At 46.3% G+C, this 24,172-nt stretch carries 21 protein-coding genes and 1 other annotated feature; of the genes, 13 read left to right on the forward strand and 8 right to left on the reverse strand.

Annotated features, from left to right (window positions below; all coding sequences use genetic code 11):
• Positions 1-40: 40 nt before the first annotated feature.
• From MHH57_RS10100 to MHH57_RS10110, 3 genes are all read left to right on the forward strand, one after another.
• Entirely contained in the window at positions 41-829 is a 789-nt protein-coding gene (locus tag MHH57_RS10100) for an NUDIX hydrolase (protein ID WP_023988247.1), read from the forward strand.
• Positions 830-896: 67 nt separating this feature from the next.
• Positions 897-1,463, forward strand: a complete 567-nt coding sequence (locus tag MHH57_RS10105; RefSeq protein ID WP_029517047.1) for an isochorismatase family cysteine hydrolase — start codon at positions 897-899, stop codon at positions 1,461-1,463.
• Between the two features lie 118 nt (positions 1,464-1,581).
• Positions 1,582-3,045, forward strand: coding sequence for a nicotinate phosphoribosyltransferase (locus tag MHH57_RS10110; RefSeq protein WP_023988249.1), 1,464 nt, complete (start codon positions 1,582-1,584; stop codon positions 3,043-3,045).
• Positions 3,046-3,111: 66 nt separating this feature from the next.
• On the opposite strand, the gene MHH57_RS10115 is transcribed toward MHH57_RS10110, so the two are convergent.
• Positions 3,112-3,627 (reverse strand): MogA/MoaB family molybdenum cofactor biosynthesis protein, encoded by a 516-nt coding sequence (locus tag MHH57_RS10115; RefSeq protein ID WP_029517048.1) that lies wholly within the window; start codon positions 3,625-3,627, stop codon positions 3,112-3,114.
• A gap of 264 nt (positions 3,628-3,891) precedes the next feature.
• Between MHH57_RS10115 and MHH57_RS10120 the strand changes: the two genes are divergently transcribed.
• From MHH57_RS10120 to MHH57_RS10130, 3 genes are all read left to right on the forward strand, one after another.
• Complete coding sequence (locus tag MHH57_RS10120; protein WP_023988251.1) at positions 3,892-4,221, forward strand: four-helix bundle copper-binding protein; 330 nt, start codon at positions 3,892-3,894, stop codon at positions 4,219-4,221.
• A gap of 77 nt (positions 4,222-4,298) precedes the next feature.
• Positions 4,299-4,555: a binding site (T-box leader), on the forward strand.
• 62 nt (positions 4,556-4,617) lie between these two features.
• Positions 4,618-6,348 carry an arginine--tRNA ligase gene (argS, locus tag MHH57_RS10125; RefSeq protein ID WP_340931993.1) on the forward strand — a complete coding sequence of 577 codons (1,731 nt, stop codon included), beginning with the start codon at positions 4,618-4,620 and terminating at the stop codon, positions 6,346-6,348.
• Between the two features lie 262 nt (positions 6,349-6,610).
• The gene (locus MHH57_RS10130; RefSeq protein ID WP_318626638.1) at positions 6,611-7,579 is read left to right on the forward strand and encodes an S-layer homology domain-containing protein; all 969 of its coding nucleotides are present in this window, start codon (positions 6,611-6,613) and stop codon (positions 7,577-7,579) included.
• A gap of 123 nt (positions 7,580-7,702) precedes the next feature.
• Here the strand turns inward: MHH57_RS10130 and MHH57_RS10135 are convergent, their stop codons facing one another.
• Both MHH57_RS10135 and MHH57_RS10140 read right to left on the reverse strand, forming a co-directional pair.
• The gene (locus tag MHH57_RS10135; RefSeq protein WP_318626637.1) at positions 7,703-9,787 is read right to left on the reverse strand and encodes an ABC transporter ATP-binding protein; all 2,085 of its coding nucleotides are present in this window, start codon (positions 9,785-9,787) and stop codon (positions 7,703-7,705) included.
• Positions 9,787-11,544 (reverse strand): ABC transporter transmembrane domain-containing protein, encoded by a 1,758-nt coding sequence (locus MHH57_RS10140; RefSeq protein ID WP_318626636.1) that lies wholly within the window; start codon positions 11,542-11,544, stop codon positions 9,787-9,789. The genes MHH57_RS10135 and MHH57_RS10140 overlap by 1 nt, the downstream gene beginning before the upstream one ends.
• Before the next feature lie 583 nt (positions 11,545-12,127).
• On the opposite strand from MHH57_RS10140, the gene MHH57_RS10145 reads away from it, so the two are divergent.
• The gene (locus MHH57_RS10145; protein WP_039273555.1) at positions 12,128-12,430 is read left to right on the forward strand and encodes a HesB/YadR/YfhF family protein; all 303 of its coding nucleotides are present in this window, start codon (positions 12,128-12,130) and stop codon (positions 12,428-12,430) included.
• A 133-nt stretch (positions 12,431-12,563) separates the two neighbouring features.
• On the opposite strand, the gene MHH57_RS10150 is transcribed toward MHH57_RS10145, so the two are convergent.
• The 3 genes from MHH57_RS10150 to MHH57_RS10160 all read right to left on the reverse strand — a co-directional run bounded on the left by MHH57_RS10150 (position 12,564) and on the right by MHH57_RS10160 (position 14,629).
• Positions 12,564-13,076, reverse strand: a complete 513-nt coding sequence (locus tag MHH57_RS10150) for a hypothetical protein (protein ID WP_039273552.1) — start codon at positions 13,074-13,076, stop codon at positions 12,564-12,566.
• 115 nt (positions 13,077-13,191) lie between these two features.
• A complete protein-coding gene (locus MHH57_RS10155; protein ID WP_039273550.1) occupies positions 13,192-13,635 on the reverse strand; it encodes a DUF441 domain-containing protein in 444 nt (147 codons plus the stop codon).
• Positions 13,636-13,657: 22 nt separating this feature from the next.
• Entirely contained in the window at positions 13,658-14,629 is a 972-nt protein-coding gene (locus tag MHH57_RS10160) for a YpdA family putative bacillithiol disulfide reductase (RefSeq protein WP_342435055.1), read from the reverse strand.
• 294 nt (positions 14,630-14,923) lie between these two features.
• Here MHH57_RS10160 and MHH57_RS10165 point away from each other — a divergent pair, with 294 nt between their 5' ends.
• From MHH57_RS10165 to MHH57_RS10175, 3 genes are all read left to right on the forward strand, one after another.
• Entirely contained in the window at positions 14,924-15,520 is a 597-nt protein-coding gene (locus tag MHH57_RS10165) for a metalloregulator ArsR/SmtB family transcription factor (RefSeq protein ID WP_342435056.1), read from the forward strand.
• Positions 15,521-15,997: 477 nt separating this feature from the next.
• Complete coding sequence (gene rsgA / locus MHH57_RS10170; protein ID WP_029517058.1) at positions 15,998-17,095, forward strand: ribosome small subunit-dependent GTPase A; 1,098 nt, start codon at positions 15,998-16,000, stop codon at positions 17,093-17,095.
• 82 nt (positions 17,096-17,177) lie between these two features.
• Complete coding sequence (locus MHH57_RS10175; protein WP_029517059.1) at positions 17,178-17,516, forward strand: L,D-transpeptidase; 339 nt, start codon at positions 17,178-17,180, stop codon at positions 17,514-17,516.
• A 118-nt stretch (positions 17,517-17,634) separates the two neighbouring features.
• Here the strand turns inward: MHH57_RS10175 and MHH57_RS10180 are convergent, their stop codons facing one another.
• On the reverse strand, positions 17,635-18,654 hold the full coding sequence (locus MHH57_RS10180; protein ID WP_342425971.1) for a flagellar motor protein MotB: 1,020 nt from the start codon (positions 18,652-18,654) through the stop codon (positions 17,635-17,637).
• A gap of 216 nt (positions 18,655-18,870) precedes the next feature.
• Here MHH57_RS10180 and MHH57_RS10185 point away from each other — a divergent pair, with 216 nt between their 5' ends.
• Complete coding sequence (locus MHH57_RS10185) at positions 18,871-19,020, forward strand: hypothetical protein (protein ID WP_023988262.1); 150 nt, start codon at positions 18,871-18,873, stop codon at positions 19,018-19,020.
• A 129-nt stretch (positions 19,021-19,149) separates the two neighbouring features.
• On the opposite strand, the gene MHH57_RS10190 is transcribed toward MHH57_RS10185, so the two are convergent.
• On the reverse strand, positions 19,150-19,389 hold the full coding sequence (locus MHH57_RS10190) for a hypothetical protein (protein ID WP_013370782.1): 240 nt from the start codon (positions 19,387-19,389) through the stop codon (positions 19,150-19,152).
• A gap of 389 nt (positions 19,390-19,778) precedes the next feature.
• Between MHH57_RS10190 and MHH57_RS10195 the strand changes: the two genes are divergently transcribed.
• On the forward strand, positions 19,779-20,099 hold the full coding sequence (locus tag MHH57_RS10195; protein WP_029517061.1) for a hypothetical protein: 321 nt from the start codon (positions 19,779-19,781) through the stop codon (positions 20,097-20,099).
• 67 nt (positions 20,100-20,166) lie between these two features.
• A complete protein-coding gene (essC, locus tag MHH57_RS10200; RefSeq protein ID WP_029517062.1) occupies positions 20,167-24,162 on the forward strand; it encodes a type VII secretion protein EssC in 3,996 nt (1,331 codons plus the stop codon).
• Positions 24,163-24,172 lie beyond the last annotated feature (10 nt).

Here is a 24,172-nt window from a genome sequence, read left to right on the forward strand (position 1 = left end):
CATAATGAATTTATCAAAACGATATAATATGGTGATGCCAATGGATAGCAATCGTATAAACGAAGAGGCGCAAAAGGCGTCGTATAACATTAAGAAATACCGCACTCCAGATGGAGCTCCGGCGGATATCGTTATGTTTACCTTAACGAAGCGGGAGCGCAAGACGGTAACAAAGACATTGCCGATTCGGGAGCTGAAAGTGATGCTCATCAAGCGCCGCAGTTGGCCGTTTGCAGGACGCTGGGCGTTGCCTGGAGGGTTTTGTCAGGAAGATGAATCCATGTATGGAGCTGCCAAGCGGGAACTGTTAGAGGAAACGGGTGTGGACGGCGGGCATCTGGAGTATTTGGGTGTATATAGTGGACCGGGACGTGATCCGCGCGGCTGGATCATATCGCATGCATTTTTTGCGCTGGTAGAAGAATGGATGTTGGAACAGCGTCAGGCGGCCGATGATGCTTCCGAGGTGGGGCTATTCACAATCCGCGAAGCGTTGGAGGAATTGGAGCTGGCATTCGATCACCGGGATATCATAGTAGATGCTTATCGCAAAATTCAGTTGCAGATGCTTCAGACGACGATCGCCAAACAGTTTTTACCGCTACATTTTACACTGGGTGAATTATATCAGGTGATACAGAGTGTCGTACCGGACTTCGAAGAGCCAAACTTTATTCGCAAAATAACATCGACTCGTAGCAGACAGGGAATTCTGGAAGAGGTGCGTGATGAGAACGGCAAACCGCTCAGTTCCAACCAGTATTCACAAAGACCGGCACAGTTGTACCGTTTTAGTGACAGAGTACCGCGTTTATCTATCTACACGTAACGTCTAATGTAATAGGTCACGCATAGAACGTACAATTTCACTTTGAGGATAAGGAGCTGACCGTACGATGCAAGCACTAATTGTGATTGATTACACGAAAGATTTTGTGGACGGTAGTTTGCCTGTAGGACAACCTGCGATTGAGTTGGATGAACGGATCGCAGCAATTACGCAGGCATATGTAGATCAAGGGGACTTTGTCGTCATGGCTGTGGATTTGCATGAGGAGAACGACCTTTATCACCCGGAGAGCAAGCTGTTTCCTCCACATAATATACGTGGAACCAACGGACGACATTTGTATGGCAAGCTCCATAGCCTCTATGAGCAACAAAGTGATCTTATCTACTGGTTGGATAAAACACGGTACAGTGCTTTTGCGGGCACAGATCTGGAACTCAGGCTGCGTGAACGTGGTATTGTGGAAGTTCATCTGATTGGTGTGTGTACGGATATATGTGTACTGCATACGGCTGTAGATGCTTATAACAAAGGTTTTGCTATTACTGTATACAAGGACGCTGTGGCGAGCTTTAATCAAGCTGGACATGATTGGGCTTTGGGTCATTTTGAGGGAAGTCTTGGAGCCGCGGTACGATCGGCTGAGGATACGGTTTTACGCCAGAAGAAGTAAAATAACTTAACGATTGTGTACCAATGTCCGATAACAAAATGGAGCCGGATATTGCTGAATCTGGGCAGATGAGGCGGTAGCGCCACAAACCTGGAGACAGTCAGAGAGGATGATTACAATGCAGTCAACGAGCCTCGCATTACATACAGATAAATATCAGATTAATATGATGTACGCCCACTGGGTGAACGGAAGTCACCAGCGTAAAGCTGTGTTCGAGGCGTATTTTCGTAAACTCCCTTTTGGTAATGGATATGCCGTGTTCGCGGGTCTGGAACGCATTGTGAATTATATTGCAAATTTGCGGTTTACAGAAGAGGACATTCGCTACCTGTCTGAACAGGAGGAGAAGTACGATCCCATGTTCATGGAGGCGCTTCGCCAGTTTAAGTTTGGTGGAACGGTCCATTCGATGAAAGAAGGGGCCCTTGTTTTTCCCAACGAGCCTCTGGTCCGTGTTGAAGGAACGATTATGGAAACGCAGCTTGTCGAAACGGCATTGCTGAATTTTATGAACTATCAGACACTTATTGCGACAAAGGCATCGCGCATCAAGCAGGTGGCAAGTGATGATACACTGCTCGAATTTGGAACACGGCGTGCGCAGGAAGCAGATGCAGCGATTTGGGGAGCACGAGCAGCTTATGTGGCTGGTTTTGACGCGACTTCTAATATGCTGGCAGGCGAACATTTTGGAATCCCGACGAAGGGGACACATGCACATTCATGGGTGCAGACCTTTATGACGGAGCAGGAGGCGTTTGACGTGTATGCGAAGGTATTGCCAGATCAGGTTACACTGCTGGTAGACACCTTTGACACGCTGGAAAGCGGGGTTCCTCATGCGATTCGGACAGCAAAAATGCTGGAGAGTCAGGGCAAGCGTATGAATGCAATCCGTCTGGATAGCGGTGACTTGGCTTATCTATCCATTCAGGCACGAGAAATGCTCGATGCTGAAGGATTAGATTACGTACAAATTGTAGCTTCCAATGATTTGGATGAAAATACGATTTTTAACCTGAAAGCCCAAGGGGCACGTATTGATGTATGGGGTGTAGGAACACAGCTTATTACGGCTTCAGATCAACCATCGCTTGGCGGGGTATACAAGCTGGTTGAACGTGAAGTGGATGGCGAAATGTTGCCGACGATCAAGATCTCGGGGAATCCAGAAAAAGTATCCACACCAGGCAAAAAGGATGTATATCGCATTGTGGATAAGAAGAAAGGGAGAGCTGTAGCCGATTATATTTCTTTTCCGGATGAAGAGCGTCCGCGTAATGGTAAGCGCCTGAAGCTGTTTAACCCTTTGCATCCGTATATGAAGAAGTATGTAGAAAATTACGAAGCCGTGCCGATGCTTGAGCCTATTTTTATAAATGGACAGAAGGTATATGAGCTTCCCGAGCTGGATGAAATTCGTGCCTACCATACTTCACAGTTGAAACTGTTCTGGCCAGAATATTTGCGGAAGCTGAACCCTGAAATTTATCGTGTAAATCTGAGCGAGAAGGTATGGGAGCTAAAGCAAAAGCTGATCGACAGCTATATGCAGCCCGAAGTTGAAGAAAAAGAATAGTTGGAAGAGGCACCTCATGAATGCATGGGGTGCCTCTTTGTGTTGGAGCATGTAGGAAATAGGAGCTTATTTATAAATTTCTCTCATCACATGTCGTAGCTCAGGGACAATAATGCGTTCCATTGCCAAACGAACGGCTCCGCGTGAGCCAGGCATAGAAAATACAGCTGTCTGGCCCACAGTGCCAGCTACAGCCCGGCTTAAGATAGCTGCTGAACCAATGTCCTCAGCAAAGCTTAAATAACGGAAGATTTCCCCAAAGCCAGGTAGTTCCTTATCCAGTAGAGAAGAGACAGCTTCATATGTAGTATCACGTGGAGAAATACCGGTACCACCTGTCAAAAGAACAGCCTCGATGTCATCCTGTGCCGCTGCTTCGGATACTAACTGCTGAATACCTTCGTAGTCATCCTTGACGATGACATATCGAACAACTGTATATCCATTGGTTTCTAGTAGATCCATGAGCAGTCGTCCCCCAGTATCTGTTTCCACGGTGCGTGTGTCCGAGACAGTCACGACCATGCAATTCACTTGTTGGGGGGATTCCTGACGGTGTTCCTCTACAGAAGACATATTCATTAAAATGTTCACTCCTTGATCGGTGGTTAGACATACACTTTTTACAATAGAGCAATGACTGAGCGTATGCAAGTCAGAAACAGGGGCTAAAAATCTATGTGATTAATATCCTTGCATTTGCACACTGGAATATAGTACACTTCCTTACATAAGTCGGGATTATATTGTTTTGTTTTATTATTGAAAGCGCGCACATCAAATGATTAACCTCAAGGGACAGCGGGTAATAGTACAGCAGGGTCAACAACTGGGAGGTAATGTAATATGAATCATTCATACCAACAATGCGTGGATGCTTGCCTGGAATGTATGAACGCTTGCAATGTATGTTACGTAGCGAGTTTGAAGGAATATGATTTAGCTATGCTGCGTGAATGTATTCGAGTGAGTAGGGAATGTGCAGAAATATGTGGATTTGCTGCCCAAATGCTGCAGCGTGGAACGGATTTTGCCGAGCAAATCTGTGAGCTGTGCGCCAAGGCCTGTGAGGTATGTGCTGCTGAATGCAGCAAGCATTCCCATGATCATTGCAAACATTGTGCAGAAGCCTGCCGTCGTTGCGTTCAGGCCTGCCGCCAATTGGTGGCAGTGTAATTACATATATGGAACTAGTGCCTGAAGAGGAAATAAAAGGTTGCTTTCTACTGAATAGGTTTGTATAATGATTGGAATTAACGTCATGGAACGGGAGAGTAGCAGCGAAGCCATATCATTACAGCGAGCCGGAAGAGGTGGAAGCCGGTATGAGATCCGATGTGAAGCGCACCCGGGAGACGATTGATCCAACGAGCAGAACTTCTAGTAGATCAGCCCGGCAGACACCGTTATTAGTCATTGGAGTGAAATCGCGATTTGTGTAGTTAGCTTTAGCTGCACAACCGATTTACGAAGAGTGGTACCGCGGGATATTGAAGTTCTCGTCTCTTGAATGATTTCAAGAGGCGGGGGCTTTTTTTGTTAGATTCTATAAAAAGAAGGAGAGAGATCATCATGTTAATGAGGATTGCTGCTCAAGCGATATTAGCCCATACGGGCTTGGAGGAGAAAGAAATTTTATCTTTATTTGAGGTGCCTCCGCAGCCTGAATGGGGAGATATGGCGTTTCCGTGTTTTGTGCTGGCTAAAAAGTTTCGAAAGTCTCCGCAGCACATTGCACTGGAATTGGCGGAACTAGTAGGCCATAAAGAAGGTTTAACCGCTTCAGCATCGGGTGCCTATGTAAACATAACCTTGGATCGATCGGTTCATATTCCGCTTATGCTTGCTGAATTGAGCAAGGCTGATTTCCTCAGGCCTAATATCGGGAACGGGCAGCGGGTAGTTATTGATATGTCCTCGCCTAATATTGCCAAACCGTTTGGTATCGGTCATCTTCGCTCTACGGTTATCGGTGCTACCTTGTATCGCATACTTGGTGAAACAGGTTATGTACCTATTAGTGTGAATCATCTTGGGGATTGGGGAACACAGTTTGGTAAGCAAATTGCGGCCTATAAAAGATGGGGAAATGAGGAGCAGTTACAACATGATCCGATTGGTGAATCGCTAAAGCTATATGTGCGTTTTCATCAGGAAGCCGAGCATGATCCGACTTTGGAGGATGAAGGGCGCGAGTGGTTCCGACGTTTGGAACATGGGGATGCTGAGGCTCAACAACTATGGGAGTTTTTTGTTGAAATCAGTCTGGGTGAATTTGATCGTATGTACCAGCGTCTAAACATTACATTTGACCATGTGCTGGGAGAAAGTTTTTACAATGATAAGATGCAGGCAGTTATTGATCAATTAAGAGCAAAAGGATTGTTGGAGGAAAGTGATGGGGCGCTCGTAGTTCGCCTGGAAGACGAGGAACTGCCTCCGTGTCTTATTCTGAAAAAGGATGGAACCACCATTTATCCGACACGTGATCTGGCAACAGCGATTTATCGTCATGAAGTGATGAAGGCTGATCGGTTGCTGTACGTCGTTGGTGGAGAACAGAAGTTGCATTTCCAGCAGGTGTTTGCGGTGCTGAAGCATGCAGGGGAGGCATGGGCGGAGCAATGTGAGCATGTGCCGTTTGGATTAATGCGGTTTGCGGGTAAGAAAATGTCCACAAGACGTGGCAAGGTTGTGAAGCTGGAGGAGGTGCTGGATGAAGCTGTAGCGCGTGCTCAAGGCATCATTACTCAGAAGAACCCTGGTTTACAGGAACAACAGGCAATAGCGGAGAACGTTGGAATTGGGGCGATTATTTTTGGTGATTTAAAAAACAACCGGCTGAATGAAGTGGACTTTTCGTTGGAGGAGGCGCTGACCTTTGAAGGCGAGACCGGGCCTTATGTGCAGTATACTCATGCGCGCATACGCAGCCTTCTGGAGAAAGCTCACGCTCGCGCCGATGTTGATGTTAACACTAACCCTAGCTACAATGACCTTGTCCAAGATAGCCATTCTCGTGATTTAAATGACGTATCGGATGAAATATTGGGTGACGCAGGTTGGGCGCTGCTTAAGCAATTGGGTCGCTATCACGGGCAACTGATACGTGCGGCTCGCCAACTAGAGCCTTCGGTAATTGCGAGATTTGCATTGGATACGGCCCAGGCGTTTAACCGGTTTTACGCCAAGGAAAGGATTGTCGATGGTGGACAATGGCGTATTCAGTTGGCGGAACAAACTGCGGATATTCTGGCATGCGCGCTGCAACTTCTTGGTCTGAAAGCACCGAATCGGATGTAAGCAAAGCGAACGAAGGGAGCGAGTTTTTGCTGGCGGGATGACTGCTACCCATACTTGGCTCTTCTAAAGGAATACTGTAAAAGATTAATCTGTTGCAGCCACTTTTGGGTATGCATAAATGTTGTGAGCAGAAAAGAGTTAGACGGGTACACTAATCGCAGGAATTCCACCGTTTTGCAACCAATTTGTGTATATTTGAAACATTTGATGATTCTATTGCGTCGGTAAGTGTAGAAGCAAAGTAAACATGGAGGTGTATCTCATGAAAAAGAACAAAAGTGTGACAGCTGCCCTGCTTGTCGTCTGCTCATTGGCAGTGGCTACGTCGGCTTCTGCTTTTCTGGATATAAAGGGAGCTGAACAGGAGAAGATCGTAAACTCACTTCAGGACAAAGGAATTATTCAAGGAATAACCAAGGATAAATTTGCACCGGATCAAACGCTCACGTATGCACAAGGAGTACACTTGGTTGTTCGTGCAATGGATCTTCAGGTGATGCCTGATTTCACAACGGGTTCCTTTGCAAACATTCCGGCTTCCGCATGGTATGCTCAGTCCTATCGGATTGCAGCCCAACACCAAATCCCTTTGTCACCAGATATTGATCCAAGCACTCGTATGACAAGAGAACAATTTGCTAATATTCTGTATAAAGCAGTGAGTGCAACGGGTGAATATCCAACTGTCCGTATGTACATTAATGTAGCGGATGGCAAAAAACTAGATCAGGAATCAAACGCAGCAATTCAATTCCTACTGTTGACCAAAATTGCAAAATTGGACGAACAGAGCAACTTTAACCCGGATCGTAAAGTAACCCGGATGGAGGCAGCAGAAATGGTCTATAACGCATCCGAATTTGTGCAAAATCATAAACCAGTTGAATCCACTCCTGAAAATCCGGTTGAGCCTGCAGATCCGGGTCAACAAAATAACATTAGTATGAGTATAGAGAAGGCGAATGACCAGCAGAACAAAGTGACAATTACTCGTTTGCAGGCACCTAATCCAGGTTACGGCATTGAAGTGGATCACATCGACTACGTAGATGATACAAATGCAGTAATTTACTACAAGTTGACTAGTCCAAAGCCAGGGGAAATGAATATTCAGGTCATTACGGATACCCACACAAGTACAATGGTAGACAGTAAGTATAAGGTTACGCTTAAAGCAGTAGATGGAACAGTGCTTCCGCCCACAGGAACGGGCACGTCTGTAGCTAAATAAAATTACAAGCCATACGTTATAGATATAAATAAAACCAGCGAGCCTCCAATTTGTGGGGGAGACTTGCTGGTTTTTCATGCCAAATGTTCATCGTTAGCCCTAAGCAATAGGGCTATTCTAGCTTTAAATGCTGACTTTGCCAGTAAGTAAGTCATTTTGCGCAGGAGGCGTAGCAGAGATTGAATCGGATTCTGTTGCAACTGTTCCCGACTGGAGCTGATACATTTGGAAGTAACGCCCGCCTTGGGCCATAAGCTCGTCATGGCTACCCCGTTCAACAATTTCACCCCGATGCAGCACCAAAATTTGGTCCGCACTGCGAATGGTGGACAAACGGTGAGCAATGATAAAGGTCGTACGTCCCTTCTTAAGTACCTCAAGAGCGGATTGGATGAGCGCTTCTGTTTCGGTGTCAATATTGGCAGTAGCTTCATCCAGAATTAAAATTGCGGGATCAAAGGCTAGTGCACGAGCGAAGGAAATAAGCTGGCGTTGTCCGGCTGATAAGGTGCTACCTTTCTCAATAACGGGCTCATCGAATCCTTGCGGCAAATGGGCCAGCAATTTGTCAGCTCCAACATCATGCAGCGCTTTATTCACCTGTTCTCTCGTGATTCGGCTGTCTCCGAGACTGACATTGGAGGCTACCGTACCTGTGAACAAATATGGATCTTGAAGAACAATACCCATATGATGGCGAAGCCATTGCTTAGGGATGTCTTTGACAGACGTTCCGTCAATGGTGATCGTTCCTTTTTGCGGATCATAGAACCGGAATAGCAGGTTGATAATCGAACTTTTGCCTGATCCGGTATGTCCGACAAGGGCAACCGTTTGCCCGGGGTGTGCTGTAAAGGAAATATGTTTAAGTACATCATCCTTTTTGTAGGCAAAGGAAACGTCGTTAAACTCTACCTGGCCTTTGTAGCGCGGCATCATGCCGTCGGTCACCGGCTCTCCAGCTTCGTCCATCAACTCAAATACGCGTCCTGAGGATACGATGGAAGTATCCAGTACGGCGAGTTGGTTGACCATACCCGTCATAGGTTGGAACAGTCGACCCAGCACATCGACGAAGGCATACAATACGCCTAGTGAAACAGCACTACCTGTCGTTCCGAGTGCCTCAGATCCGAAATACCACAACACGACGGCAAAGGCGAGATTTCTCAACACGTTGACTAAATTGTGCGAAGTGAAGGCGTTCAAATTCAGCATTTTATTCTGATGCTTCATATAGTCATCATTCAGTTCTTCAAACTCTTGCTGCGTTTGCTTCTGGTGGCGGAACACGCGAATAATGGACATCCCTTGAATCGATTCATTGATAATCGCATTAATCTCACTGAGTCTGGACCGAATGATCGTATTATAGCGGGTGGCGACCTTGCGGTACAATACAATCCACAAGATCAGTAACGGTACAATAAACAGAGAGATAAGACCCAGTCTGAAGTCCAGCAAAAAGAGTGCAACATATACTCCTGCCATCGTCACAATCCCAGAAGTGAAATTTGAGAGCACAGCCACAAACAAATCTTTGACTGCCTCAGTGTCATTCGTAACACGGGATACGACTTTGCCTGCAGGCAAGTTATCAAAAAAGTAAACTGGCAACCGCTGGATGTGCGCGTAGAGATCAAGCCGAAGCTTTTGAATGACCTTGTTCGCCGAGGATTGCAGCCAGTATGTTTTGCCAAATTCAGCAAAAATGGAAATAACCAGGAAGAAGCAATACCAACCAATCAGCTGAAAGATACCGGGCATTTCCGGTTTGTAAAAGCTATACAGTTCATCAGCTGTCAGAGCCTTGGCTTCATAGCGAAAGGTGTCGGAGCCGCGTGTCACAGTCAGCGTTCCGTTCGTAAAGGAGCGATTACCGTCAGCCACTTGAACCGAGCCATCCACAAATACGAAAGATTTTCCAACTTGTAAAATCCTCGCTTCACGACCTTTAGTCTCCCCGGACTCAAAGCGATCTTCACGCTTAAAGTGGGTTCCCGCATAGCTTACGGTGCCGTCCACACTAGTTGTTTCATAAAATGGTTTTTCAATAGCGAGCATATGGTCGTCGATCATCGTTTTGGCGATGAAGGGACCAGCCAGCTCGGCGGCTACTCCGATAGCCAAAGCGATGAGAGCGGCGATAAAGCCTGCTTTGCTCGTCAGTGCGTACTGGAATAGTCTTTTGCCGATATTGGGTTTCATTAGGATACCTCCCCTGAGGTCAGATCAGATTCCACTTGTTGCCGTTCATACTGTTGTCGGTACCATCCGTCAGCCTGAAGCAGCTCGCTGTGGGTTCCTTCCTCAATAATGCGTCCTTGTTCCAGCACGACGATCCGGTCTGCATGTTCTACAGCGGAGAGGCGGTGGGTGGAGATCAGGGTCGTTTTACCCGAGCGCTTGCGTCGGATATTGTCAATAATTCTTGCTTCCGTCCGGGCATCTACTGCAGATAGTGCATCGTCTAACAATAGAATATCCGGGTCACCGATAAAGGCACGTGCCAACGAAACGCGCTGCTTCTGGCCGCCGGACAGAGCGATACCTTTTTCTCCGACCAGTGTATCCAGCCCGTCAGACAGGGTACCTAAATCCTGATCGAAGGCAGCAGTACGGATTGCTTCCATAATGTCGTCATCATCTGCATGAGGTTTCCCGAACTGAATGTTCTCGCGCACCGATTTGGAAAACAAAATTTGCTCTTGCGGCACGTAGCCGATCCAGCTGTGTAGTTGTTCTACTGCAATGTCCTCCAAACTTATGCCGGAGATTAAAATATCACCGCTCCCCGTCGGATATTCATGCAGTAGCTGTTTGAGCAGAGTGGATTTCCCGCTGCCGGTTCTACCGACGACGCCTAGCGTTTCTCCGCGTTTGAGCTCCAGACTCACATGTGACAGATTGTCAATAGTAGAGGTAGGGTAACGGAAGGTAACGTCTTTCATCCTGATGGATTCGAGGCGGTCTACTGGAACAGGTTGAGCTGCATCCTGAACGTCTGGCTGGACATCGAGAGTTTCATTGACCCGGTCCAGGGAAGCGCTACCGCGCTGCATAATGTTAATCAGCTCTCCAATGGCAAACATCGGCCAAATCATCATTCCTAGATACATATTAAAGGAGACCAATTCGCCTAGCGTGATATCGTTATGAAATACCAGATAAATACCATACCCGAGTCCAATGACGTAGCTAAGTCCTACACATAAACGGATCGTCGGTTCAAAGAGAGCATCCATCCGGGCGACAGCCAGATTTTTACGAAATACATCGTCAGTAATATCAGCGAAACGCTTTTCGTCCATTCGCTCTTGCACATAGGCGCGAATGACCCGGATACCAGCCACGGATTCCAACACCTGATCGTTCATATCACCAAATGCATCTTGTGCCAGTGTGTAACGCTCATGAACGGCTTTACCGTAAATGCTCATAGCCAGTGCGATAAAAGGTAGGGGCAGGATAGCTGCCAGTGTCAACTTCCAACTGATTAGGGTGCCCATGGCAACTAATACCACGCTCAGATAGACCGTAGAGTCTGTCAGTGTCAGCATGCCGAAGCCCGCTGTACTTGCTACGGAGCGAAGGTCGTTCGTGGCCCGAGCCATCAGATCGCCAGTGCGATTACGTTCAAAAAATGGAGGGGTCATCCGCAGCAGATGATTCATAAAGCGTGTGCGCAGTAAGCGCTCCACCAGATTGGCACCACCAAACAGCTTGTGCATCCATATGTACGTAATGTAGTAGATGACGGCTAGAATGCCTATGATGTACAAAATATAATGCCAAAGTGAGGACCAGGAAATTGAACCGCGCACAATTTCATCAATGGCACTACCTAGCAGCCGAGGTGGAGCAAGCTCCAGTACACCAACAGCTATCAGCAAAAACAGTCCAATGGAGTATCGGCTTCGTTCTCTTTTAAAAAACCAGCTTAAATTTTTAAGTACTGAAAACAAGAGGAATCCCATCCTTTCATGACAAGTTCATTCGAGAGTTGTGTACCATTTTGAAGAAACAACAGGGCTTGCTGCCACAAGTAAGATCCGACAACAGGCGCAAAAAAGGCATACCGTCCGCAGACGATATGCCTTAAATCTCAATATCATATGGCGCGCAGGTATTTTCAGCACACTCACCACTGAAAAACTACTCAAACGCAGGCAGCCACTCGTATTAAACCATACAACGTGAATGGCCCAATTCTGAAGGATGCGACAGGGGAGATGCTCCGGTATGAAGTTGTTGTGTTTGTAGATGTGGGTAAAATGCAATAGGAAATTTTAGCACCGGTAACACTCCTTTCTTCCTCAAAATGGGTTCATTCTAACATGAGTAATCGTTCAAATTGGTAATAAATTTCAAAATGGATCTCGTATGGTTGAATCTTAACACCCTTTTTTGCGAATTGTCAAACCTTTTTCAAAAAAATGTATATGGCTTGTCCAAAAAACTGGCTGGGTTAGGACGGTTGGTGGTCATTCTAAAAAATGCTATGATATAGTTAGCAGACGTCATTGTATAAGGAGATGAGAATAGCGTATGAGCATACAGGTAACTGAACCTGCGGCACAGTGGTACATTAAGGAGCTTGGTTTGAAACGTGGAGATTCGATCCGTTTTTTTGTTCGCTATAGCTCTGGCGGTGGGTTGCATCCAGGCTTTTCTCTGGGAATTGCCGTAGAGCCTCCGCAGCACCCCGTATTACAGCATGAAGCGGCTGGCATTACGTTTTATATGGAGGACCAGGATTACTGGTATCTCAAGGGCCATCATCTGGAAGTTAAGTATTTGGAGGAACATGATGACATTATTTATACCTATGTTGAGGATGGACAAGCTTAGTACTCCACTGTCAATCATAGCGTGCAAATAATTGTTCTTGGACATGAAAAGCGGCGGAGTATCGTGTTACAGGAGATGAACCTGTACATGATGCTCCGCCGCTTTTTTGTGGTTAAGGCGGGTATGTCGTATGTTAAGGGTTGTTAAGTATCGGGCCATCGAGTGCAAAATCAAAATCATCAATGTCGTACACATGTACAGGTACGGAAGCTTCGATAATGCGGTGGATCCAGTCCAATTGATCCGTCAGAATGGGTAATGATTCACGCTGAGCTGTTAACACCAGTTCAGTCTCAATTGGATCAAAATATTCTCCGTAATGTGCTGTATCAACAGCATTAATGATAATGAGTGATGTATTGGCATCGAATAGAATAGGCAAGCTCTTGGCCCAAGGCATCTGAAGCGCACGCCGAATTTTTTTCTGATTCAACGGTTCCTCAAAATAACTGATCAACTCGCTTACCTTCCGCTTCACATGTTGATCGTCCATAGGATTATCCATGAGCGGCTCTGTGCTATCCTGGAATTCGTATAGCTCTAGCAGTGATGTGTAAGGCACCATATATTCCACAGGGGCGGGAGATGTAAGAAGTTGGCCGTATATAGCCACCATTACAGCTTCCGTTACAAATTGTCGAGACATCGGTCAAGCCTCCTGCATTTACCAAATTATGCGATATGAGTATACCACAAAGCGGGACTGAATTCAGCCCGACATGCAGATTGCTATCATTTATTCCTATATTTGTTGGACGAATTTAGCTGCGGCCAATTAACAAGGAAAGCAATCCGGCAGCAATTAGAGGTCCAACAGGAACTCCTTTAAAGAAGGCAACGCCAATGACGGTTCCGATCAGTAGACCTGTCACAATAATGGGCTGTCCAGACATCAAAGTTACTCCGCGGCCGCCAAGATAAGCTACCAAAATCCCAATACCAATCGCGAGCAATGATTTCCAGTGCAGGAAGGACTCCATCACCTGATTGATGCTGATTTTACCGCTGGCTAGCGGGGTCATGACCCCAATCGTCAAAATAATAATTCCGATCGTCAGGCCATACTTTTCGAGCCAGGGGAAAGCAGAATGAAAGCTGGTTACCCGCAGCAGCAGTAATACAACCATGGCAATAGTCACGGTAGAGTTGCCACTAACAATCCCAAGACCAGCCAATACCAGTAAGATAAGTGAGCTGTAATCCATACAGATGTTCTCCTTCGTTTATTTAGCTTTGGATATGCTCCGCGATTTGACGCCCGTGCCAGCGGCCTGTTTCAATAAACACTTCATTGGCATTGCTGCCTGAAGCGATGACCCCCGCGACATATATACCTGGGATGTTCGTTTCCATCGTGGCAGGATTAAATTCTGGTTTGTCCAGATCTTCAGCCATATGAACGCCGACAGACTCCAGTAGTTTTCGTTCCGGGTGAAATCCAGTCAGTGCCAGTACAAAATCATTTTCGAGTCGGAATGCTTCAGTGTCCAGCGGAGTGACTACGACATGGTCTGGATGAATTTCGGTAATGCGTGCGCCTAAATGCAGCGTGATCTTCCCTTTTTGTACCATACTGTCAAACAGTGGACGAACCCACGGCTTGATGTATTGGGACAACTCGCTTCGACGATATACCATATCAATCGTAGCTCCGACCCGCACTAATTCCATCGCAGCATCTACCGCAGAGTTACTGCCACCGATAACTGCAACCCGGGTTCCTGTGTAGGGATGGGCTTCGCTGAAATAGTGAGTGACTTTATCCAATTGTTCCCCGGGAATGCCCAAATAGTTCGGATGATCAAAATATCCGGTAGCCACAACGACATAGCGTGACGAATACGTTTTGGTTATTTCTCCTTTGCTCAGGGTGTGTACCGTAAATGTACCGTCGTCCTGGCGATGAATGGACTGGGCCTCCTCATAATGCTGAATGTTCAAGTTATAATGAGTGGCTACCTTACGATAGTACGCCAGTGCTTCATGACGAAAAGGTTTGTCATTAGGGGTACTGAATGGAATATCACCGATTTCAAGTAGTTCAGCGGTGCTAAAAAACTGCATGTTCGTCGGATACAGAAAAATGGAGTGAACGATGTTGCTTTTTTCAATAATGACAGTTTGCAAACCTCTGCGGCCGCATTCGATTGCAGCAGATAGTCCGCAGGGTCCGCCACCGATAATGATTACGTCGTGCATTTGGTTGAACCTCCAGTTGTATTGGTTTATTACGCCAGTTTTGTAGGGTTAACATTATTTTGACGATTAAAAACGGATCTCAGGATTGAAGAAAATCGCTCAGTATGTGAGAAGTTTTCAAATAATAATCCTACCGCAATGCGAACACAATATCCAGCCGTTTTCAGAAAAGATGACAGACGGTGAAGATTGACAGCCACATTTAGTGAACATATAATTAGATATATATCTAATTTTTGTGATTGAATTCGTTTGCATAGCAAGTATGTACTAGTGAAAAGAGGTGCAATAACGATGCAACTGGATAAAATGGTCAATTATCATAAAGCACTTGCTGATCCAACGCGAATGCGGATACTACTTCTTTTGTCCCGTGGGGAGATGCATGGCCAAGCTTTGGCGAAAAAGCTGAATTTGTCCCAACCGACTGTTACGCATCATGCTTCCAAACTTCGTGAGACTGGGTTGATTAAGGAACGACGTGATAAAAACACGGTGTATTTTACACTGAATCCAGAATTGATCCGGCAGCATGCCGAGGCGACGGTGCGATTTATTTTCGAAAAAGGAGAGGGGGAGGAAGAGATGTCAGAGTTGAATGAAACGCTGGAGGCATCGGTCTTACGCAATTTTTTTTCCAAGGACGGCAAGTTGCGCCAAATCCCTGCGCAGTATAAGAAAAAATTGATCGTACTTCAGATGCTAGCAGAAAAGCTGGAGCCAGGCCGCATGTATCCTGAACGTGAATTAAACGAGTGGATCAAGCAATACCATGAGGATTTTGCAACGATTCGGCGTGAGCTGATTATGCATCAGTTTATGTACAGGGAACGGGAAATGTACGAATTGAACCCGCGTGAGATGTGGACGCGCTGGGATCAGGTACGCTAAACGAAACTTGACCAAGATTTCAAAAAAGTTTCGTAGCCGCCTTGACAGACAATTGATGGACTTGTATGATAAAGGAAATTTTAGGAGGAGGCGATGTTATATGCGTACGAACATGAATGGATGGGTTCAGCAGCAGAATGACTTGTCTCCCGCACGGACAATGCACGGTTAAAGACTGTATAGATCTATGGTCTTGGCTTAGCAGTTGGTTGGACAGTAGAACCAACGAAATCCGCAGGGAGTGATTCCCTGCGGATTTTTTATGGTTAGGCGTCTTGTTATCCAGTTGTTGGTTCTGGGGAGTGGTCTGTGAGACTGCTTGCTTAAGTGAACGAACGGATCGCATCGACCTGAATCGTATACCCTCCGCAGGGAAACCCCTGCGGATTTTTCGCGTTGTTCGCATGCGGGGAGAAAATGTACACCTATCAAATAACATTACGATCAAAAATGAACAATGAATTCAGGAGGAAAACAATGAGTATACATGAATACGGTTGGTCTGATTACTGGAACGTTTTTTGGGACCAATGGAAGCAAGGCTTTGAGGAACGCACAGGAAATACACAGGTACGTCCTGCTCGCTTGATTGCCGATTACGGACAAAAGGTGAAGCTTATCACAATGGATGGAGAACGCTGGGGAGTGTCTTCAGGTAAGCTACGACATGCTGTTGTCGATCCGGCGGAAATGCCTGCTGTAGGGGACTGGCTAGCAATCACTACGCCAGATGAAGTGTCGGATGCAGTAATTCATGCCGTCTTGCCGCGGAAAAGTCGAATATCTAGACAGGCCGCGGGCTTTGAGACGAGGGAGCAGCTGATCGCTACCAATGTGGATACGCTGTTCCTTGTTAATGCGCTGAATCATGATTTTAATATGCGCAGACTGGAACGGTATTTAATTATGGCTTGGAACAGCGGGGTAAACCCGGTTGTCGTTTTGAGTAAGAGTGACCTTTGTGAAGATGTTGAACAACGGGTTGCTGAAGCGGAGGGAGTTGCCCCTGGTGTACCTGTTATCGTTATTTCTGCTTTGCAGAATGAAGGCAGAGAGCAACTGGAGACGTTTCTTCAGCCTGGCTCTACAGTTGCTTTGACAGGCTCTTCCGGTAGTGGCAAATCCACGATAGTAAACTGGCTCTCCGAGTCTGAGGTTCAACTGACACAGGATGTGAGGGAGGAAGACAGTCGGGGCAGGCACACAACCACTCACCGACAGCTTTTTCCTATCGCAAAGCAAGCCGTTTTGCTGGATACACCTGGTATGCGCGAGCTTAATCTCTGGGATGATTCCATGGGTGTCGCTCATACCTTTACGGATATCATGGAAACGGCGCAGCAATGCCGTTTTGCAGATTGCAAGCATAAGGGAGAAGCTGGATGTGCAGTGGAGGAAGCTATAGAGAGAGGGGAATTGTCGGAATCCAGAGTGAACAATTATCGCAAAATGCAGCGGGAACTGGAATATCAGGCGCGTAAGGAAGCAGACCGGCGCAGGAAAGATAGCCGTTCAAGCACAACCCCGGGGCGTAGGGATCAGCGAAGTGGCTGGCGACGTGATGTGGAGTGGTGAGCCGAACTGCAGTGAAGTATCAAATGTAAAAATATACGAAAATCTATGTTGTAGTCGGCATATGGTATAAAGGGGTGAATATATGCCGAACTACAGCATTGTGGTGGATTTATCGGATCGTCGTTTATATTTGAAGGATGGAGATCAGATTGTCCTTAATTATCCAGTCGGTATTGGCAAGCTGGCTACACAGACACCGCATGGGCAATTTACTATTATTAACAAACAACCTAATCCGGGCGGACCTTTCGGAGCGTTCTGGATGGGGCTGTCCAAGCCGCATTATGGCATTCACGGCACCAATGAGCCATGGTCCATTGGCAAGATGGTGTCACATGGCTGCATTCGAATGCAGAATAAGGATGTGCTTGAGCTTCAGGAGAGGGTAAGTATAGGCACGCCAGTCACGATACAGCCGTAGCGGTTAGACGACATGAGACTCTGTATCTACTCATACGTGGAAACCGCGTCATAGACTGTATCTGTGAAGCGTATTTCATGGCGAACGGCCGTAACTTTAAGTTAGATGCTGCGTTTAGTTACGATTTGGGTTGGATAGGGATACGGGCTTCAATCTGTTTGGAGCCCTCTTTTTCGTCTGCAGATTTGACTAACGGTCCCGAAAGACGTTCTCCTTGTGTACCATACGCCTGTTTGGCGTTGGTCCACATATCTTCGTTTGGTTCGAAACTTATGACTATGATGTAGCGGTTGGCAAGGCTCGGCTTTTTGACCCTCATGCTGAAGGAGCCGTCAGGCATAACTTTGGTTTGATCATCGTAGCCAAACTGCCATCGTCCCGGAAAATCAATCTTGAGTTTGACGTCCGACCCTTCCAGCAAATTGCTGCGCGCATATACATGATAATAGTTACCCTCTTGCTTCACATCAGGCTTAATCCACACTTGAGGGCTACCGTAGTCCTTAGGTTTGTTCCAGACGGGCTTAACTAAAGGGGTATTGCGTTCTTGTTCAGGATCAAATTCAGCCCCAATCCGAACTTCATGCAGAAGCTGTTTGTTTTCTTCGTATTGATATACATAAGGACCTTCCAATTTGTTGCCACCGCTGCCATACAGATTTCGTATTTCATTGTCTTGGTCATCTGGACGGAACAGAACAGTCAGATCCATACTGCCCTGTATTCCGGGGCGTTGTACCTGGAGTACAAAACTTCCGTCCTTTTGAACGGTTGTCTCATCCGTGTACCCAGTTAACAGGGAGTTTTTGACCGCAAGATTCCCTTTGATCCGTGCTCCGGCCGGGAGGTTGGAATGTCCTGTAACCTTCACGGTATTTTTATCAATGCTGACGCCACCTGATATTTCGACATAGCTGCTGCCTTGCTGATGGACAGGTGTATGATTGGCAGCTCGTTCATCAAGGGATGATGCACCTTGGTTGGGATTACCCGTTACGGTGTAGGCACGTGCTTCAGCTTCATGTTGGGCTATACTCCGGGTTGAAGCTTTTTCCCTGCTGCATGCAGCCAGCATCGTTAGAATTAAGAATGCGAATAAAAGGTTGCAGACTATTTTGGTAATCATGTGTTTACTCATGGTTTTTGTTCGCTCCTTGTCCATAGCTTCCAGGCTTAACGTGATAAAATTATCGAAACTTTATGTATTTACCCTTATTAAAGGGTATGTAATCCCGCCTGCTTTATCCTATAAGGAACGTACCTGTTTAAACAACAGGCAGAATGGTTAAAAATGGATAGCCTGATCATCCCCTTGAAAAGCAGGGGCAGCTTGCTGTAAAGGAGCCTGAGTCATATGTCCATTGACCGTTTTATCTTAAAAAAGCTGGACAACTGCCGGGAAGAGCATACACGCGCTAATTTACTAGAACTGTTTAGAATACGGATTGAGAAGGCGCAGAATAAGGAACGAGGCGGTAAAAAAGGTTATCGCAGAATACTTTAAATAAAGTCTGATCAATCCATAAGCTGCGGTAAGTCACATGTATCATGTTTTAAAGCTGCTGATATGGAGAGGGTGCTGAAATGTCCCTCTCTTTTTTGTGTGTCTAAAGTGGACAAAAAAAAGTCCCTCTTAATAGAGGGACAATGCCAATGAATCATTTTCACTAACACTATGCAGGATGGCTTCACAACCGACAATCTCTATACTGATCAAAGAGTTAAGGCATTTTTGAAGGGCACGCTTGCCGCTGGAGATTTTATTCTCCAAAGTGTTACTTAGAAGTTTTAATGTTTTTTGTACTGGTTGCTTATTTTCTTGATTGAAGTATACGGGAATACGTTTGTTTTGAAATGTAATTAATGTTCTCACAAAAATCACCTCGCCTGAGTTATTTCATGGCTTAATTGTAGTGCCCGTTTCTTAAAATTACCTTAAAAACACCTTATAAAAACATAAAGGTCTGAAAAATTTACAAAGTGTTCACAACAATCTAGGTAACAATCGAATTTAGTTCTAACTAATCGACAAAATGACGTATATACCCATATTAGAACCGATCCAATACATATTATTGATACCAATGACTCTACTAATATGAGAATCTATGACCAAAGTCACCGTTTTATTTTTGGAGTGGGTATTTTGTAACAAATTGACAGTCTAATAGTCGGATGCTACAGTTACGATAGCCATATTTCCGTGGAAATAGGCTTTTTGCGTGAACTTTGCTATATATTAAGGATCGGGAGGGATGACAGATGATCCTGACCGTGCTTTCAGGACGACAGGAAACAGAGTGGTTTGACATCGAGGTAGCTGATGAATACTCGGTGGAACATTTAAAGCTGATGCTGGGTGTGCGCATTTTCGGCGAGCCTCCGGCGGAAGGCATGCAATATATTATGGAAGCAAAGTTCCCGGAAGGGCTCTGGTTCAGGGTGGGAGATAACCAGCTACTTACAGGATCCGGCTTGCGGGAAGGCTGTACTGTGCGTATTCAGCGCGCTTTTTCGACAACTCAGGACGAAGCGCCTGTGTATGGAAGGCGTTCTCTGTTTCAAAATGAAAAAAATGGGTAAATACACACATGAAATTATATGAAACCTTGGTAAAATGAAATAGTAAGCGAAAAGGGGGACTTTTGTCTTGAATGCATTATACCAGCGATCCCCGAGATTAAGGCCGGCGCTCCGAGAGGAGAAGCTGGAGATTTTACGGCCTCCGGCTGAGCCGAGCAAGCCGTCTTTTTCTATTATATCTATACTTATTCCGTTAATGATGACGTTGGTGACTATAGGCTTTTACGTATATATGAGCAAAACAGGCAAGATGGGCAACAGTAACTATTTGATGTTCCAAATGGTCACTGTGGTCATGATGCTTACATCTTATACGATTCCTTTTTTTGTCTATCTAAATAATAAGAAGGAATACAAGCGCAAGCTAGAGGAACGGGACCGCATGTACCGGGAACAGCTCCAAAAGCATCGTGAAGAACTTGAAATGAAACGCGAGGAGCAAATTCGCACACTATATGAAATTCACGGTGACCCGCAAATATGCACTCAAATTGTCAAAAACCGCAACAGTTCACTTTGGGAACGATCACCGGAGGATGAGGACTTTTTGCAGGTGCGTATTGGAACTGGACAAGTTCCCTTTCATATAAAATTGCAAATTCCACGCCCAGACGGTTATGACCGAGATCCTTTGTTGGGAGCTGCGGATGAACTGGAAGAAGAATTTCGTCTGGTAGACGCTGCTTCCATTGCATTACCGCTGTTTCAATCCAAAGTGGTTGGATTGGTCGGCGATCGGGAACATACCCTTGCTGCGTTAAGAGTCATTTTGGCACAAGTGACGGTTCGTCACTCGCCAGATGAAGTGAAAATTGCTTCCTTCTATGACGAGCGAGAGGAAAGTGAATGGACCTGGATGCGCTGGCTTCCACATGTGTGGGATGATGACCGAATCCAGAGAATGATGTCAGACCGCAGTAGTAGTGCACATCAATTAGCGGATTTTCTGTTTGCCAGACTGAACCGCCGTAAAAATAATCGTAATGAGCGTCAAGGCAAAGGGATGGAAGTCCCTTGTTATGTCGTTGTTTTATCTGACACCCAGCTGATTGAGGAAGAACCGTTACTGCCGTTGTTATTGGAAGACGGCCGAACCATTGATGCGTGTACGATTGTGCTGGCTTCTCGTAAAGAGGCTTTGCCGATGCAGTGTCAGCTGATTGTGGAGGCTTCCAAAGAGCAGGGCGTATATGCCCGTAAATCAGAGTCGGCGGAGGTTGAACAGCAAAGTTTTAAACCGGATCGTTTGTCAAAAGAGGAAGCCGATGCATTAGCGCGGTACATGGCTCCTATTCGCTTGAAGCGTTCCTCTGCTTCTGATATTCCCGCTGTGCTGCCTCTGTTTGATATGATGAGCGTAGCAAGTGTGGAAGAACTGGATGTGGCAGATCGGTGGCGACGTAACCGCCATCCTGATACCTTACCTGTGCCAATGGGCGTGCGAGCAGGCGGCAAGAAGATTATGATTAACCTGCATGATAAGATAGAGCGTCAAGGGCATGGTCCCCATGGCTTGATCGCCGGTACAACGGGTTCAGGAAAGAGTGAGGTTATCCAGTCCATCGTAGCCTCGCTTGCTGCCGAGTTTCATCCGCATGATCTTGCTTTTATGCTGATCGATTACAAGGGTGGAGGCATGTCCAACACGTTCGTTAACTTGCCGCATGTTGTGGGTACGATCACGAACTTGGACAATAATTTGATTGAACGTGCCAAAATATCTCTTAAAGCAGAACTGGTTCGTCGGCAGAAGATATTGAACGATGCAGGCAATTTACAGCATATTGATGAATATTACAGACTACTCCGGCAGCGGCAGGAACAACCGCTGCCTCATCTGGTTATTATTATTGATGAATTTGCACAATTAAAGCGGGATCAGCCAGAGTTTATGGACGAGCTAATCAGTATTGCTGCGATTGGGCGGACACTAGGTGTCCATTTGATTTTGGCGACGCAAAAGCCCGCAGGTGTCGTGGATGACAAGATTTGGAGTAACTCCAGATTCCGCATCTGCTTACGGGTGCAAAGCGAAGGCGATAGCCGTGACATGTTGAAAATACCGAATGCCGCGTGGATTACGAAGCCGGGACGAGGATATTTCCAAGTGGGTAGTGACGAAGTATTTGAAGAGATGCAGTTTGCTTGGAGCGGTGCGCCGTATATAGGCAACAGCGATATTTCTTCTGCACTACCTGTACATGAAGTGAGACTGAACGGAAAACGTGAAGCGCTACTGACGGGCGGCGAACGGGCAAGCTCGGGCTTAAAAGGAGAAGAAGCCCCTAAACAGCTTCAAGTATTTATTGATTATATTGCGAATGAGGCTGCTAAGGCAGGGATCGAACGGCTTCAGGGACCGTGGCTTCCGCCGCTGCCTGAATTGCTGGATTTAACAAATTTGCCGGCATGCACCGAAATAGATAGTACATCATCACCTTTGGAGCTGAAGGCTCTTATTGGTCTAGTGGATGATTTGCCGAATCAGCGACAGGAGCCAATTTATGCATCGCTAGATCATGGTCATTGGGCTGTGTATGGCATGCCCGGCATGGGGAAAACAACCTTTTTGCATACGTTGCTGATGTCCACGGCTCAGCGATTTGCTGCGAATCATTGGAACGGTTATATCATTGACATGGGTCGAACGATGCGCGACTTTGGGGAACTTCCCCAAATCGGGGCTGTTATGATGGCTGAGGAGGATGACCGGATCAAGCGATTGTTCCGTTATCTGTTCAAGATGGTGGCCGTACGCAAGGAAATGCTTTCCGAGGCTGGAGTCAAAACAATAAGCTCTTATCGACGTTCTGCTGTCGAGGATATTCCGCAAATTGTCGTAGTTATTGATGGATATCTTAATTTCCGTAATGCTTATCCAGATGAAAATGAACTGCTGGAATCTCTTTTGCGAGAAGGGGGTAGTCTAGGCATCACGTTTATCATTACAGCGAACCGGATTACCGATGTGTTTGAGAAATTCCGCAGTAACATACCGAATGCTGTTTCTTTTGAAATGTCCGACCCGAGTGACTATTACTATGCGGTAGGGCGACCAGCCAAAACGCCAGGACCGTTAATTCCAGGTCGCGCTCTGGTTAAAGGGCATGTTCCTCCGCTGGAGTTCCAGACGGCACTGCCTTCACCAGGAGAAGATGAGGCGGAGCGATCAGCACGGCTACGCCGCAATATTGCTGGCATTGTGCAGGAATGGAAAGGCAAGCACGCACCAGCTATCCTACCATTACCTGAGCGGATTCCACTATCGGAGCTGCTTCAGCAGTGGGATCGGACGAGTGGACCATCGGGCGCACTACCTTACGAAGTACCTGTAGGCCTACAGAGTGACGATCTTGAGCCTTTTCTCCTGAATCTGAAAGAAGGGCCCAATTTTATTGTGGGTAGTCCAATGGAGGGTGGAAAAACCTCCTTTCTAATGAGCTGGATTATATCGCTGGCTTATTACACATCACCCGATCAATTGGAAGTCTATACGATCGATACACGCTATGGAGGCGGGGGACTATCTAGATTACGACATCTTCCTCATGTTAAGGCTGCTGCTGAAAGTGAGGAAGAAATGGGACCTCTGGTACAGCAAGTGTATGATATTGTTCAACAACGGAACAAGGAGGGGAATGATCCCGAATTGCTCCTGGTCATTGATGATGCGGATATGTTAAGCAAGCAACTGAATGATTTTATGATAAAGGATCAGCTCTCCGCCATTGTACGGTTGGGACGTGATCGCAATGTGCATGTCGTGCTCTCGGGTGTGCCATCTGATTTTCCTACCTTTGGTGTGGACTGGTTTAATGATGTCAAGGCAAGCCAAAGCGGTATGCTATTTGGAACACTAGATTCGAATGATCTATCGTTCTTTCGTATCCCTTATTCGGAGGCGAACGCCGCTACTGGTGGACTAAAAGTCCTGCCACCTGGGCAGGGGTACTACGTACGGCGCAAATTTACCAGGATAAAAGCGGCAATTCCCTTCTCAGAGCAAGTGAGCTGTGAGGATTGGATAACGAAAATTCGTGACCGATGGCATGTTGTAGTTTGAAGGGAGGTGG

The organism is Paenibacillus sp. FSL H7-0442 (assembly GCF_038593105.1).
Lineage (GTDB): Bacteria > Bacillota > Bacilli > Paenibacillales > Paenibacillaceae > Paenibacillus > Paenibacillus polymyxa_D.